Source organism: Vibrio rotiferianus CAIM 577 = LMG 21460 (genome assembly GCF_002741985.1).
In the GTDB taxonomy this organism is placed as follows: Bacteria; Pseudomonadota; Gammaproteobacteria; order Enterobacterales; family Vibrionaceae; genus Vibrio; species Vibrio rotiferianus.
Window position 1 is genome coordinate 133,868 of sequence record NZ_APHW01000101.1, and the last position, 14,024, is coordinate 147,891.

Consider the following 14,024-nt stretch of genomic DNA (forward strand, 5'->3'; position numbering starts at 1 on the left):
TGACCTCATCTCTGACTAAGCTAATTAATAAACTTTAGATAACAAAGGCCAACCACAATAGCCGACCTTCCTTATTTAACATGCCTCAGCGTGATGCTCTTGTTGAAAGCGAGAATCTTGTTTTGAGTGTTTAGGTACAAAACAGAGTTTGTCTGCGGACATCTTCAAACCATTTTGCATCTTGATATGAGTAACTGCCCAAATCACGCAACCATGAGGGAGGTTGAACAGTGAACGGGTTTGAGTGAAAAGTACGCCATCATCATAAGCTGGTGTAACGTTGATAGCTTTACCTTGCCATGCCTGACGAACGTTTTTCACATCAATGTTAGGCACAATAAGTGAGAGCATTTCTGGCTCAACATCCTTGACGACTTTTAAACAAATGCGGCAGCCGTCATAGTATTGTTCAACCCAAACTTTATGGGGAATGCTTTGGTCAACCCAGTCTAACTGCAGTATGTGTTCCATGGTTTATTCCTCAAGTAGATCCAACAAAGGCAGCGCCGAGACACCGCCTAGTTAGGTGGGTAAAAGGTTATTCGTAACTTAGCCCGTGACCGAATTCGTACAAGGTATCTGCTTTGTCATAACCCGGGTAGTCAGAGTGCTGGTTCAAAATCGCTTGCGCGCTGTTTGCCAGTGCAAATGGAAGCTTGCCTTGAGGAACGAAATTACCTGAAAGGACTTCCATTAAGTTGCGGTCTGATACACCGAAGGTGGCTAAGATTGCGCCCGATTTTTTCATGTTACTTGCATCATCCAGTACAAACGGTTGACGGAAGTTAATTGAAAGCACGGTATTCTCTGCGCCAATTTCACTCATGACGGCTTGTATATCGGTCAGACTTGGCTCAATTTTCCAAGATGCTGCGGTTGCCATTTGGCTGAATGCCAACAGGTCGAGTTCATCTGGGTTTGCACCGCCAAAGATAAGCTCAGGATCCGCACCTGCGTTGGAAACGCGGACGCGAATAACGGCGTAATCGGTTCCTGCAGGTACTGTTGGGCGAACTTCTCCCTCTTCGTAATCACCAGACGTCACGTCAAAGCCATAACGTTCATCACCTGCGATGGTTTCATCCATACCCATCACGTAGAGCGAAACTGCTTTGTCCGTACTTGGTTTAGCAAGCGGCAGTGTCTTCTCTGTATTTTGCAACAGAACCACGGATTTCTTCTGAGCGTAATCTGCGCGCTCTTGATGTTCGGCATTGCCTAAGATTTCTTGTGCATTGTTTACGTCCACGTAAGTGTTTTCAAACAAGCCAAGTTGGAATTGCTCTTTGACTAGGCGGGTTACTGAGAGGTCGACACGTTCTTCGTCAATCAGCCCTTTGTTGACCAAATTCACGATGACGTCTTTGTCATTAAAGCCTGATAACACATCAACACCAGCCTCAATCACCATCGCAACTTGCTCATCAATGGTTTTGTCTTCTACACCCCATGCTCTGTCGCCGATGATACCTGTATCGGAGTTGACATTACCGGTGTAGCCTAGCTCACCGCGCAGTAGGTCGGTGACAATGCCTTTAGAGAAGGACATGCCCACATCGTTTGGCATCCACTTCTGATCTACAGGGATACCGTAGTAAGGCATGATGGAAGAAGCCCCAGCATCGATTGCTGCGATAAAAGGAATCAAATGGTAGTCAAAGTTGTCTTTTGGATAAACTTGGTTTTGGCCAAAGTCGTAGTGCGGATCACCACCATTTTCTTGAGGGCCACCACCAGGGAAGTGTTTGATTGTAAGGGCAATACTATCTTGATCAATTGCGCCACCACCTTGTAGGCCGTTGATCAAAGAACGCATGATATCTGCTGCAAGATCCGCATCTTCTGTAAAGGTTTCATGCACGCGATACCAGCGAGGCTCTGTCGCGAGATCCATCATGTAACCGTACATACTGCGCAAGCCAATTGATGACCATTCTTCATTCATAATGCCAGCGAACTCTTCGATCAGTGCCATATCTCGAGTGGCGGCAAGTCCAGCTTCTTTTGGCCATGCAGAGAATGAACCGGAAGAGACGTTAATGCCTGCTTTCGCTGATGGATCGATGTGGTTACGCGCGTTTGATTTGAATAACGCAGGAATGCCCATGCGGGTTTTCTCTCGTAACTCTTGAACGCTGTTCATGAAGGTGGCAGCTTCTTTCGGCGAGATTTGGCAACCAGAGCGTCCGCTGTCGCAGTTCGGGGCGTTTTCCGGCGTTTCAACCACACTATTACGGAAAATAAAGCGGGTCATCTGAGCGTCGGCGATCATGTCTTGACCTTTGCTTGTCACGACACCACCTTCACCAGAATTGAGAGTGTCAATCAGCATCATGCCGGCTTTTTCTTCCAGCGTCATTCGGCTAACAAGATCGGCGGCACGCTCTTCTGGTGTTAGGCGCCAATCTTCGAATGGTTCTAACGTTCCGTTGCCATTGGAGTCTCTGAATTGATAACCATCAACACTCAGTACGTCATGTACTCGAGAGAAGACTTCTGGTTGAACATAGCTGTTGTCATCGTCGGATGAGTTACACCCTGCGAGAACAAGCGCCACTGCGATAGGAGTGAGTTGGGTAAGACGTTTCATGTCGCTGTCCTAATGTTGGTATAGTTGTTTGTTCTAGACCAATATTAATAATTACCCGCATTTTGGTTAACCAAATTTAATTAAACTACAGATTTGGATCACCATATTTTTTATTTAGGTGATTTAACTCAATCTATTATTAAAAATAGGTTGACCACATTAAATGTTATCGTGATTTTGAATTGAGATTCTTTTGATTAATTTTATTTAAATCATGTAGTTACGTAAGTGTTAGGTTGCTTCCAAATTCTATGTAATATCATGTCTGCTATTATTTACTTCGGAACGATTACTTGATTATAAAAAGGGACAAATACATCAGTTATCATTCACAGTTTTCATCTGATTATTAATTTTATTTGATTGATACAAGCGATATATAGTCAGTAAGTTGGTGATGATAAATGTACTTTCGACCAATGAACCGCCGATAGAGCCAAGCCAAATATTGTGGCTGACCCAGCAGAAGGAATTAAACAAAATTAAGCTGCGTAGGGTGATGCCTTGTTTGGAAAAGAGCGCCCAAGTGGCGACCGACGATCCGATTACCGTGAGTAGCTCAAAAAAGTGAGTGATGTTTGGAAGGGTCATTAGCCACATCAGTGCAATGAAGAACCACATCACTTTGCGCGATTGAGTTTTGATTGAGGCGAAACTGCGAATGCCATTAATGATCACGCCAATGGCGGCGACGGTTGCGCCCATCAGGGTAAAATGAATACCCATGATGAAACAAAACGCCATCATCTGATAGCGAAAGCGCATGTCGTCTTTCTGCCAGAATGCCATCACGCCAACCATAAACGCAATGCCACCAACGGCTTGTGCTAACCAGTTTTCCATTTATTTTCCTAGAGTGTTGGACTTTGATTCATCTCGTTAAGTGAGTAGGCAAATGAGCATCCTGCAAAGTTGCCGCTCTTTTAGAGTTCGATTCACTCTGTGAGTAGATCCTGAATCACGCTCGTGCATCGCTTTTCAGGATGACGAATAGGAGGATATTTGTCATATCGTCATTCGACGAGCCTAGGCGAGATCAGGAATCTACTTACCGCGATAACCCAATCAATTGAGCTATGCTTTGAACGAATCAGCCCTCCACAAGGGGAGGGCTGGGCACTTTATCTCAATCGCTAAGGGGTTACCCAAGAGCCTTGAGGCTACTTACCAATCATTACTCATTCACAAGCGCTACTGCTTCGCGAGTTAGGCGTGCAAGCTCTTCCCAGTTACCTTCTTCAATAAGTTTCTTGTCTACCATCCATGTACCACCACATGCCAATACGCGCGGGATAGCTAAGTAATCTTTGATGTTTGCAGGGTTAATACCACCTGTTGGCATTAGTTCGATGTCGGTGTATGGCGCAAGCAGTGATTTCACCATGTTGATGCCGCCAGAGGCTTCCGCAGGGAAGAACTTCAAGGTGGTTAATCCCATTTCCAGTGCGGCTTCAACTGTGCTTGGGTTGTTCACACCCGGTACGATATCAATCCCGATTTCTTGGCACGCTTTAACGGTATTTGGGTTGAAGCCAGGCGATACGATGAACGTTGCGCCCGCTTCTTTTGCTGCGATCGCTTGCTCGCGGTTCAGTACCGTACCTGCGCCAATCAGCATGTCTGGCTGGGTTTCACGCAGTAGGCGAATCGCTTCTGCAGCTGCTGCTGAACGGAAGGTGATTTCAGCAGCAGGTAATCCGTTTTCTGCCAGTACTTTACCCAGTGGGATAATGTCTTCTGCTTTATCAATGGCGATAACAGGGATGACTTTCAGAGCTTTCAATTGTTCTTTAATGCTAGACATGAGTGTTCCTTAAACGACGCCAAGCGCCGGTTGTGTGAATGCTTTGGGAATGATGGCACCGCGATGTTGAATCACAGCACCTGCCAGAGCGTTGCCTCTTTGACATGAGGTCGCGAGATCGGCGCCAGCAAGGTATGCCGATAAAAAGCCACCATTGAATGAGTCGCCCGCCGATGTGGTGTCCACCACTTGAGCGACAGGTTGGGTTGGCACGGCTTGTGGAGCCAGAGCCGCGCTCGAACCCTGATTTGTTGAGTCTTGAACCAAACAGCCATCCGCGCCGAGCTTGACGATGCATTTGCCCACGCCAAGAGAGGTAAGGCGTTCAATGGTTTGCTCTGGTGTTTCGTCACCCCAGATCAATTGCTCGTCATCGAAAGTCACCAATGCAATGTCAGTCAGTTGGTACATAGCTTGGTAAACGTTTTTGACGGTTTGATTATCGTCGTTAGGCCACAATGCAGGGCGGAAGTTGCTATCAAAAGCAATTTCAACACCTTGAGCTTTAAGCTCGACCAATAAGTTGAGCAGTGAAATTCGGTCTTCTTCCGGTAAGATAGCTAAAGAAATACCGCTGAGAAATACCGCATCAACCTGAGTTAATGCTTGCTTAACCATTCCGAAATTTGGATGTTGAAGTAGGTAACGTGCTGCCGATTGGTTGCGCCAATATAGGAATGTACGCTCACCTTGGTCATCAAGTTGAATCAAATACAAACCCGGTGTGCGAGTCTCATCGCACAGCACTAAGTCTGTCGAAATGCCTTCTTCTTCCCAGCGAGTCAGCATGCCCGTACTGATCGGGTCATTGCCAAGAGCGGTAACATAAGAAACTTTAACTTCATCGGGTTTGCTATTGGCTTCGCAGCCGCGGCTCAAATAAACCGCAGCGTTGAGCGTATCCCCACCAAATGTTTGATGCATTGAGCCGAATGGTTTGCCATTCAGCTCAATCATGCATTCACCAATAATGGCGATGTGCTTCATTGGTTACGCCCTCTCTTCAAAGTAGCGTTTTGCGTTACCAAAACAGATGTCTTCGACCATAGGACCAAGCAACGATAGGTCATTTGGAACTTCGCCGTTCTCTGCCCAACGACCGACCATGTCACACAGGATGCGGCGGAAGTATTCGTGGCGGGTGTAAGACAAGAAGCTGCGCGAGTCCGTTAACATGCCGACGAATTGGCTGAGCAAACCAAGTTGAGAAAGCTGTTCCATTTGGCGTTGCATGCCGTCTTTCTGATCGTTGAACCACCAACCTGAGCCAAACTGCACTTTGCCCGCGATGCCGCCACCTTGGAAGTTACCAATCATGGTCGCCATCATTTCATTATCACGAGGGTTCAAACAGTAAAGAATGGTGCGAGGCAGCTCGTTGGTTTGGTCCATTTCATCCAGTAGATGTGCTAGTTCAAAAGCAAATGGGCGATCGCCAATCGAGTCAAAGCCAGCATCAGCACCTAGTAGTTGGAACATGCGTGTACTGTTGTTGCGCTGTGCGCCAATATGTAGCTGCATTACCCAACCCAATTGCGCGTAGCGTTTACCGAGCCAAACTTGAACCGCGGTAGAGAACTGCGCACATTCAAGCTCAGACAACACTTCGCCATTTAAACGACGAGTCAGCAACGTATCTAAATCAGCCTCGCTTGGAATTGGCGCATAACGGACGATCTCAATACCGTGGTCTGCCGCACGACAACCATGTGCATCGAAGTGAGCCAAACGTTTATCGAGTGCACTCAATAAATCATCAAAGCGGCGGATCTCCATGTCTGCTACTTCGCCCAGTTTGTGCATGTAATCCGCAAACATGTCCAATTCAATCTTGAACGCTTTATCCGGACGCCAGCTTGGCAGCACTTTGACGTTAAAGGTATCGTCTTCTGCGATCGCTTTGTGGTGTTCTAGTGAATCAATAGGATCATCGGTCGTCCCCGCCATTACAACGTTCATTTGCTGCATGATGCCGCGAGCTGTAAATTCAGGTGTCGCCAGTAGCTCATTACATTGATGCCAAATTTGGTCAGCAGTATCTGGACTAAACAGTGTTTTGGTAATGCCGAATGGGCGACGCAGTTCTAGGTGTGTCCAGTGGTAAAGCGGGTTGCCCAAGGTTTGAGGAACCGTCTTCGCCCACGCCATGTATTTGTCGTAATCGCTCGCATCACCGGTAATCAAACGCTCTGCAATGCCTGCCGAGCGCATACCACGCCATTTGTAGTGGTCACCTTCAAGCCAGATTTGACCCAAGTTATCGAACTGACGATTTTGCGCTACTTCTGCTGGGTTTAAGTGGCAGTGGTAATCGTAAATTGGCTGGTGGAACGCATGCTCATGGTACAAGCGACGTGCTGTTTCGTTTGAGAGTAAAAAGTCTTCACACAAGAAATTCTTCATCGTTAACTCCTATTACAGCGCAGCGACAGTGGCACGAGCACCGTTATCGATTAGCGATTGGTAAGCACTGCTCACCGCATCAATCACTTGTGGGTTTTGACCAAGCTCTGCAGGGAAGATGGCTTCAACCGCGAGCAACGCAGGCACAACAGAAACGTTCAAGCCGTGTTGGTCGCAGATCTGACGTAGTGTCTCTGCCATTGGATCGCGAACATCAATATCGTCGCCTTGCTCATCCACGCCGGATACGTAGCGCATCCAACCTGCAATCGCTGTTGCCAACCATGAGAAGTTAGAGCCTTGAGCAAGGTGGAATCGTAAGCTGCCACCCATGCGTTGTGGGATCTTCTGGCTGCCATCCATCGCGATTTGCCATGTTTTGTGTTTCAAACTTGGGTTGGTGAAGCGCTCGATAAGCAGTTTAGCGTAGCTTTCTAAATCGGTGCCCTCTGGCATGGTCAGCGAAGGGGCTTGTGCTTGCATCATCAGGTCAAATGCCGCTTTGCGGTAGCCTTCGTCTGTCATGGTGTCAGAGATATGCGCGTAACCACCAAGGTAGCCTAGGTAGGCTAGGAACGAGTGGCTACCATTTAGCATGCGCAGCTTCATTTCTTCGTAAGGCACAACGTCGGCAACAAATTCTGCGCCAGCCACGTTCCAATCTGGACGACCAGCCACGAAGTTGTCCTCGATAACCCATTGGCGGAATGGTTCACAAGCGATGCCACATGGATCTTCACAGCCAAGAAGATCTGCGATTTCGGTCAGTGTCTCTTCTGTGGCTGCTGGCACAATGCGGTCAACCATAGTGCAAGGGAAGGTAACGTTGGTTTCAATCCAGTCACGTAATTCAGGGTCGAGCAGTTGAGCGAACTCAAGTACGGCTGCTTTTGCTACGTGACCGTTTTCTTGCACGTTATCACAAGACATCACGGTAAATGGTGTCAGACCGCGTTCACGACGCATCTTAAGCGCTTGCACAATGTAACCCAGTGCCGATTTTGGCTCAGTTGGGTTAGCAAGATCAGCAATCACAAGTGGGTTGTTTTTATCGAGCGTGCCCGTTGCAGGGTCAGCGCAGTAACCTTTCTCGGTAATCGTCATTGAAACGATCGCCACTTGTGGCTCTGCCATTTTTTCTAACACAGCTTGAATGCTGTCGAGGCTTGGGTGCAGTGACTCGGTGACTGAACCAATCACTTTTACCTCAGTCGATTCTGCACCTTTTTCTGCCACTGTGTATAGGTGGTCTTGAGCGCGCAGCGATTGAATTAAATCTTCACCACCAAATAGGTTGATTTCGCAAATGCCCCAATCAGAACCCGTTTTGCTCAGCATCTCATTGGTGAATAAGGCTTGGTGCGCACGGTGGAAAGCACCGAAACCGAGGTGAACAATACGGCTTGTAAGTATTGAGCGGTCGTAGTCCGGAAGCAGAACGTTATGATTCAGAGTGGAATTAGAAATAGTCTTCATTGTTGTATCCCTTTTCCCGCAGGCGGTCCTGCGGGATGGTTTATCTTAATAATGAGTAGCTAAGAGCTTATTTAGTATATAAGCACCTATTTAGTAACCAAGAACAAGCCTAGGTAGGAATAGGCTCAAGTCAGGAATAAAGGTTACGGCCATCAGAGCTGCAACCAGTGCTACGTAGAATGGAAGTAGAGGCTTAATTACTTTATCGATGGCAACGTTTGCCACAGAACAACCGATGAACAACGCGCTACCTACTGGTGGGGTACAGATACCGATAGCCAAGTTGAAGGTCATCATGATGCCGAAGTGTACAGGGTCGATACCCATATCTAGTGCGATTGGCAGGAAGATAGGCGTAAAGATAAGTACCGCTGGTGTCATATCCATGAAGATACCGACAATCAACAGAATGACGTTGATGATCAAGAGAATCATCATTGGGTTGTCAGAGATAGCAAGTAGGGCATCTGCAATCATGTAAGGGATGTCGGCGTTCGCCATCGCCCAAGACATGCCCATTGATGCGCCAACCAGTAGCAATACGATAGAAGTGGTGACCGCAGACTCTAGGATGATCTTTGGAATGTCACGCCATTTCACTTCGCGGTAAATCAGCACCGCAAGCACAAAGGTATAAACCACGGCGATAGCTGATGCTTCTGTTGCTGTAAAGATACCGCCAATGATGCCACCCATGATAATCACAATCAGTGCTAGAGAAGGGGCCGCTTTTAAGAAGGTATTCCAAACCATTGCCAGAGAAGGACGCGCAGCCACTGGGTAGCCACGGCGTTTTGCAATGATGCCCGCCACCACCATGATGCTTAGACCCATCAAGATGCCAGGAATGTAACCCGCTAGGAACAATGCCGCGATAGACGTACCGCCAGACACCAACGAGAACACGATCAAAGTGTTACTTGGTGGAATCAGCAAACCAGATGGGCAAGAAGTGATGTTCACTGCCGCAGAGAAGTTCTCATCGTAGCCGTCTTTCTTTTGCAGAGGAGACATAGTACCGCCAACCGCTGCTGCAGACGCAACCGCTGAGCCAGAAATAGAGCCAAACATCATGTTCGCCATCACGTTTACATGCGCCAGAGAACCAGGAAGACGACCACCTAACACTTTAGCAAAGTTGATAAGACGTAGTGCGATACCGCCTTGGTTCATGATGTTACCCGCCAAGATAAAGAACGGGATTGCCAGTAGAGCAAAGTTATCAAGGCCTGCCGCCATACGCTGCGCGACAACGGCGATAGCTGGTTCTAACGGTAAGCTCATTAAAATAGTGGCTAGCGATGACAAGCCGATAGCGAAAGAAACCGGTACGCCAATAGTCAATAAGACTGCAAAGCTACCGAACAGGGTGAGAATTAATTGCCATTCCATTGTGGAACCCTCTATTGATCAAGCTGGGTGTCGGTGAGTAGGGCTTCACCAGACGTCAATTGTTTGATGCGGTCGAAAGCAAATACCGCTGAGTAGAAAATCATCAGTGCACCGCTGATTGGAAGGCAGAAGTAGATGTAGCCCATTTCCAAGCCCAGTGCTGGCGTTAGCTGACCAGTTGCCAAAGTTTTAAGTGCCAGTTGCGTACCGCCGTGAACCAACACCACGTAAGAGAACAGTGCAATGGCGATTTGGATGACGATTTCATTGATGAGTTTGCGTTTGCCTTGCAGTTTCATCGTCAATAAGTCGATAGCAAGGTGACGTTTAAGGCCTGTGGTGTAAGCAGCACCAATAAGGGCTACCCACATAAAGAGATAACGGGCGAGCTCGTCGGTAACGGTGCTTGGTCTGCCAATGACATAGCGTGATAACACTTGCCAGACTACGCAAATGACGAGGAAGGTCGAGAGAGAGACCGTAAAGGCAGCCAGCCCCCTGTTTATATATGTGACCAATTTATTCATTTTCATTTCCTTTCAGTAAATATGCGCATCTCATAACAATTGGTTTACCAATGTAAGGAATTGTTTCTGTGTAGGGCAGTAACATACGCTGATCTTTCTGGCTGGATTATAAGTTAGCCGATTTGGTTGTCACGTGAGCGGGTTCACAAATGGATTGGTTGACCAATTTAACGGTTACTATTGTGATTTTGGTCAATCAATTTGCATTTTTGTTTTGACGATGGCTTTTTTGATCGCCAATAATGGCCTCGAAACAAGAAATACCGTTAAAAAATTAAAACTACCCTACATATTGGACAACCAATCCAAGGAGAATAGAACAATGATGACGCGTAAGACTCTTCTATGCGCTGTAGTAGGTGCTGCAATGACCTTCGGCGCCACTGCTTCTGCTTATGCTGCGACCACTTTGAAACTGAGTCACAACCACCCACGTGACCATGCGGTACATAAAGCAATGGACTTTATGGCAAAAGAAGTGCGTGAAATGACAGACGGTGAAGTTCGTATTCGTATTTACCCTGATGCACAACTAGGTACACAGCGTGAATCGATGGAGCTAATGCAAAACGGCGCTCTGGATATGGTGAAGAGTAACGCGGCAGAATTGGAAGCTTTCTCCCCAGCTTACGCAGCATTTAACATGCCTTACTTGTTCCGCGATAAAGACCACTACTACAAAGTGACAGACGGTGAAGTAGGTCGTGAAATCCTGAATTCTTCGGCAGACAGCGGTTTTATTGGTGTGACTTACTACGACGCGGGTGCGCGTAGCTTCTACACCAACAAACCAATCAACACACCAGAAGATCTAAAAGGTCTGAAAGTGCGCGTACAGCCGAGTCCATCAGCGATTGCGATGGTGAAAGCGCTTGGCGGTAACCCAACGCCACTGGCATATGGTGAGTTATACACGGCATTGCAACAAGGTGTTGTGGATGCTGCGGAAAACAACATCCCATCGTTTAGCTTGAGCCGTCACAGCGAAGTATCGAAATACTTCAGTTTGGATGAGCACACCATGGTGCCAGACATCTTGGTTATCTCTACTAAGACGTATGACAAGCTAACGCCGGAGCAGCAACAAGCACTGATGAAAGCAGCGGCAGAGTCTTCAGAATACATGAAGAAGCTATGGGCAGAGTCGGAAGCAAAAGAGCGCAAGAAAGCAGAGAAGATGGGCGTGACTTTTGTTGAGCCAAACAAAGCGGCATTTGCTGAAGCGGTTCAACCAATGTATGCGGACTTAGAAAAGACAAATCCTGAATTAAATGAACTGGTTGAGAAGATCAAAGCGGTTAAGTAATTCACAAATTAATTAGTAATAAACAATCGAAAACAAGGTGTTACCACATTCTGGTACATAGAGGTTGACCAATTTTTATTGGTCGTTATGATGGCGTGAGAAGTTAAATGGAATATAGTGATAATATCATCATGATGCCTTTTGAACCGAAAAGACCGTATCAAGAAACCGGTCTAGTCCTAAGACAAGAGTTAATCAACGGCCTGTACAAGGTTGGTGATAGGTTGCCGCCTGAGCGCGATATCGCAGAACGTCTCGACGTTAGCCGCACAGTTGTGCGTGAAGCGATCATCATGCTTGAGCTGGAAAACCTTGTCGAAGTGAAAAAAGGTTCTGGGGTGTATGTCATCAATATTCCATCTCAACCGAACTCCCGTGAGAACGTGATCAGCGATGATGCTGGTCCGTTTGAAATGCTCCAAGCTCGTCAGTTACTTGAAAGTAATATTGCTGAATTTGCAGCGATGCAAGTAACGCCAGGCGATATCGTGAAAATGCGCGCAGCCCTTGAGTTAGAACGAGAAGAACTCGCCAGTGGCACCGCAGATTGTAACGGTGATGAGAAGTTTCACATGTGCATTGCAGAGGCAACCCAAAACTCTGTGCTGGTGGACATGCTGAAGCAATCTTGGGAGCGACGCGAGAGCAGCCCAATGTGGAATAAGCTCCATTCCCGCATTGCTGGTCAAGACTACCGTGAAGAGTGGTTAGACGATCACGCCAAAATCCTCGCCGCATTGCAGCGTAAAGATCCTATCGCTGCGAAAAATGCCATGTGGCAACACCTTGAAAATGTTAAACAGCGCCTGTTGGAGCTGTCTGACATCGATGACCCAGATTTTGATGGTTACTTATTCAGTTCTAACCCTGTTGTTCTGCAGGGTGCTGAAAACAGTTAACCACATTGCCGGCTTCGGTCGGCTCTAGTCAGCGCAGCTGCATTATCGTGGCTGCATATTAAGAAGTCGTTGTGCACTTAGCTTGAATAATTCGAGCGGGCTGAGTGCGTCTTAAAAAAGGTGAGTGTCATGGAACAAACTTGGCGTTGGTACGGTCCGAATGACCCAGTGTCGCTAGACGATATTCGTCAAGCAGGCGCAACAGGCATTGTGAATGCCTTGCATCACATTCCAAATGGTGAAGTGTGGTCTAAAGAAGAGATTTTAAAACGTAAAGCCATCATCGAAGAGAAAGGCTTAACGTGGTCGGTGGTTGAAAGTGTTCCTGTTCACGAAGAAATCAAAACTCAGACGGGCAACTTCCAACAATGGATCGACAACTATAAACAAACGCTGCGTAATCTTGCTGAGTGCGGCGTAGATACGGTCTGCTACAACTTTATGCCAGTACTCGACTGGACACGTACAGACCTCGAATTTGAAATGCCGGATGGCTCTAAAGCGCTACGTTTTGACCAAATCGCTTTTGCGGCATTTGAGCTGCACATTCTTAAACGCCCGGGCGCAGAAGCGGATTACACCGAATCTGAACAAGCGCAAGCGCTTGAGTACTTCAACAACATGACGGCGGAGCAAATCCAACAACTGACAAGCAACATCATTGCTGGTTTGCCGGGTGCTGAAGAAGGTTACACGTTAGAAGAGTTCCAAGCACAATTGGACCGCTACGCTGGTACCAGCAAAGACAAACTGCGTGAGCACATGGCGTACTTCTTAGCGGAGTTAATGCCAGTGTGTGAAGCGCATGGTTTGAAGCTAGCAGTGCACCCAGACGATCCACCGCGTCCAATTCTTGGTTTGCCGCGCATCGTTTCAACTATCGAAGACATCGACTGGTTAACCGAAAAAGTGCCAAGCAAAATGAACGGTTTAACCATGTGTACGGGCTCTTACGGTGTGCGTGGTGACAACGACCTAGTGAAGATGATCAAAAAGCACGGTGACCGCGTTTACTTCACTCATTTGCGTTCAACCAAGCGTGAAGAAAGCAACCCGATGACGTTCCACGAAGCAGCCCACCTAGATGGTGATGTGGATATGTACAACGTAGTGATGGCAATTCTGGATGAAGAACAACGCCGCGCAGAAGTAGGCGATCACCGTTTGATCCCAATGCGTCCTGACCATGGTCACCAAATGCTGGATGATTTGAAGAAGAAGACCAACCCAGGCTATTCAGCCATTGGTCGCTTGAAAGGTCTTGCTGAAGTGCGTGGTCTAGAGATGGCACTAAAACGCGCTTTCTATACTAAGTAGGCGGCATCGTTCTACATCAATGAAAGAAAAAAACCGAAGCGCAATGCTTCGGTTTTTATTTAAGGTTATTAGTAACGATGGCGGTTAATCGTCGTCGTTATCCGGCACAAACTCTAAAATATCACCCGGTTGGCAATTCAAATGCATACATATGGCTTCCAAAGTGGCTAACTTAACCGCCTTAGCTCGACCATTTTTTAGTACCGATAAGTTTTGTTCAGTAATACCAATGAGTTTTGCTAGCTCATTAGAGCGCATCTTCCGTTTTGCCAGCATTACGTCCAAGTTGATTACAATCGCCATATACCAT

13 protein-coding genes are annotated in these 14,024 nt (G+C 47.2%); 3 read left to right on the forward strand and 10 right to left on the reverse strand.

Annotated features, from left to right (window positions below; all coding sequences use genetic code 11):
- Positions 1-75: 75 nt before the first annotated feature.
- The 9 genes from B853_RS17790 to B853_RS17830 all read right to left on the reverse strand — a co-directional run bounded on the left by B853_RS17790 (position 76) and on the right by B853_RS17830 (position 10,192).
- Positions 76-471: a hypothetical protein gene (locus B853_RS17790; protein WP_038871521.1), complete on the reverse strand. Its 396-nt coding sequence runs from the start codon at positions 469-471 to the stop codon at positions 76-78.
- Between the two features lie 67 nt (positions 472-538).
- Positions 539-2,590: a glycoside hydrolase family 3 protein gene (locus tag B853_RS17795; protein WP_038885860.1), complete on the reverse strand. Its 2,052-nt coding sequence runs from the start codon at positions 2,588-2,590 to the stop codon at positions 539-541.
- Positions 2,591-2,908: 318 nt separating this feature from the next.
- Positions 2,909-3,433, reverse strand: a complete 525-nt coding sequence (locus B853_RS17800; protein ID WP_038885915.1) for a YgjV family protein — start codon at positions 3,431-3,433, stop codon at positions 2,909-2,911.
- Between the two features lie 331 nt (positions 3,434-3,764).
- The gene (locus B853_RS17805) at positions 3,765-4,394 is read right to left on the reverse strand and encodes a bifunctional 4-hydroxy-2-oxoglutarate aldolase/2-dehydro-3-deoxy-phosphogluconate aldolase (RefSeq protein ID WP_005477517.1); all 630 of its coding nucleotides are present in this window, start codon (positions 4,392-4,394) and stop codon (positions 3,765-3,767) included.
- 9 nt (positions 4,395-4,403) lie between these two features.
- On the reverse strand, positions 4,404-5,381 hold the full coding sequence (locus tag B853_RS17810; protein WP_038885913.1) for a sugar kinase: 978 nt from the start codon (positions 5,379-5,381) through the stop codon (positions 4,404-4,406).
- 3 nt (positions 5,382-5,384) lie between these two features.
- On the reverse strand, positions 5,385-6,797 hold the full coding sequence (gene uxaC / locus B853_RS17815; RefSeq protein ID WP_038885911.1) for a glucuronate isomerase: 1,413 nt from the start codon (positions 6,795-6,797) through the stop codon (positions 5,385-5,387).
- Positions 6,798-6,809: 12 nt separating this feature from the next.
- Entirely contained in the window at positions 6,810-8,273 is a 1,464-nt protein-coding gene (locus B853_RS17820; RefSeq protein ID WP_038885910.1) for a mannitol dehydrogenase family protein, read from the reverse strand.
- Between the two features lie 90 nt (positions 8,274-8,363).
- The gene (locus B853_RS17825) at positions 8,364-9,665 is read right to left on the reverse strand and encodes a TRAP transporter large permease (RefSeq protein ID WP_038871505.1); all 1,302 of its coding nucleotides are present in this window, start codon (positions 9,663-9,665) and stop codon (positions 8,364-8,366) included.
- Between the two features lie 11 nt (positions 9,666-9,676).
- Positions 9,677-10,192: a TRAP transporter small permease gene (locus B853_RS17830; protein WP_173399869.1), complete on the reverse strand. Its 516-nt coding sequence runs from the start codon at positions 10,190-10,192 to the stop codon at positions 9,677-9,679.
- 322 nt (positions 10,193-10,514) lie between these two features.
- On the opposite strand from B853_RS17830, the gene B853_RS17835 reads away from it, so the two are divergent.
- The 3 genes from B853_RS17835 to uxuA all read left to right on the forward strand — a co-directional run bounded on the left by B853_RS17835 (position 10,515) and on the right by uxuA (position 13,714).
- Positions 10,515-11,498 carry a TRAP transporter substrate-binding protein gene (locus B853_RS17835; RefSeq protein ID WP_038885907.1) on the forward strand — a complete coding sequence of 328 codons (984 nt, stop codon included), beginning with the start codon at positions 10,515-10,517 and terminating at the stop codon, positions 11,496-11,498.
- Positions 11,499-11,605: 107 nt separating this feature from the next.
- Positions 11,606-12,397: an FCD domain-containing protein gene (locus tag B853_RS17840; protein WP_038885906.1), complete on the forward strand. Its 792-nt coding sequence runs from the start codon at positions 11,606-11,608 to the stop codon at positions 12,395-12,397.
- 129 nt (positions 12,398-12,526) lie between these two features.
- Positions 12,527-13,714: a mannonate dehydratase gene (uxuA, locus tag B853_RS17845; protein ID WP_038885905.1), complete on the forward strand. Its 1,188-nt coding sequence runs from the start codon at positions 12,527-12,529 to the stop codon at positions 13,712-13,714.
- Positions 13,715-13,798: 84 nt separating this feature from the next.
- Here the strand turns inward: uxuA and B853_RS17850 are convergent, their stop codons facing one another.
- Positions 13,799-14,017, reverse strand: coding sequence for a helix-turn-helix domain-containing protein (locus B853_RS17850; RefSeq protein WP_038885903.1), 219 nt, complete (start codon positions 14,015-14,017; stop codon positions 13,799-13,801).
- Positions 14,018-14,024: the final 7 nt, after the last annotated feature.

Bases quoted from the DNA above. Each gene is read 5' to 3' on its own strand.
- B853_RS17790 (WP_038871521.1), bottom strand. From the start codon at position 471: ATGGAACACATACTGCAGTTAGACTGGGTTGACCAAAGCATTCCCCAT.
- B853_RS17795 (WP_038885860.1), bottom strand. From the start codon at position 2,590: ATGAAACGTCTTACCCAACTCACTCCTATCGCAGTGGCGCTTGTTCTC.
- B853_RS17800 (WP_038885915.1), bottom strand. From the start codon at position 3,433: ATGGAAAACTGGTTAGCACAAGCCGTTGGTGGCATTGCGTTTATGGTT.
- B853_RS17805 (WP_005477517.1), bottom strand. From the start codon at position 4,394: ATGTCTAGCATTAAAGAACAATTGAAAGCTCTGAAAGTCATCCCTGTT.
- B853_RS17810 (WP_038885913.1), bottom strand. From the start codon at position 5,381: ATGAAGCACATCGCCATTATTGGTGAATGCATGATTGAGCTGAATGGC.
- uxaC (WP_038885911.1), bottom strand. From the start codon at position 6,797: ATGAAGAATTTCTTGTGTGAAGACTTTTTACTCTCAAACGAAACAGCA.
- B853_RS17820 (WP_038885910.1), bottom strand. From the start codon at position 8,273: ATGAAGACTATTTCTAATTCCACTCTGAATCATAACGTTCTGCTTCCG.
- B853_RS17825 (WP_038871505.1), bottom strand. From the start codon at position 9,665: ATGGAATGGCAATTAATTCTCACCCTGTTCGGTAGCTTTGCAGTCTTA.
- B853_RS17830 (WP_173399869.1), bottom strand. From the start codon at position 10,192: ATGAATAAATTGGTCACATATATAAACAGGGGGCTGGCTGCCTTTACG.
- B853_RS17835 (WP_038885907.1), top strand. From the start codon at position 10,515: ATGATGACGCGTAAGACTCTTCTATGCGCTGTAGTAGGTGCTGCAATG.
- B853_RS17840 (WP_038885906.1), top strand. From the start codon at position 11,606: ATGGAATATAGTGATAATATCATCATGATGCCTTTTGAACCGAAAAGA.
- uxuA (WP_038885905.1), top strand. From the start codon at position 12,527: ATGGAACAAACTTGGCGTTGGTACGGTCCGAATGACCCAGTGTCGCTA.
- B853_RS17850 (WP_038885903.1), bottom strand. From the start codon at position 14,017: ATGGCGATTGTAATCAACTTGGACGTAATGCTGGCAAAACGGAAGATG.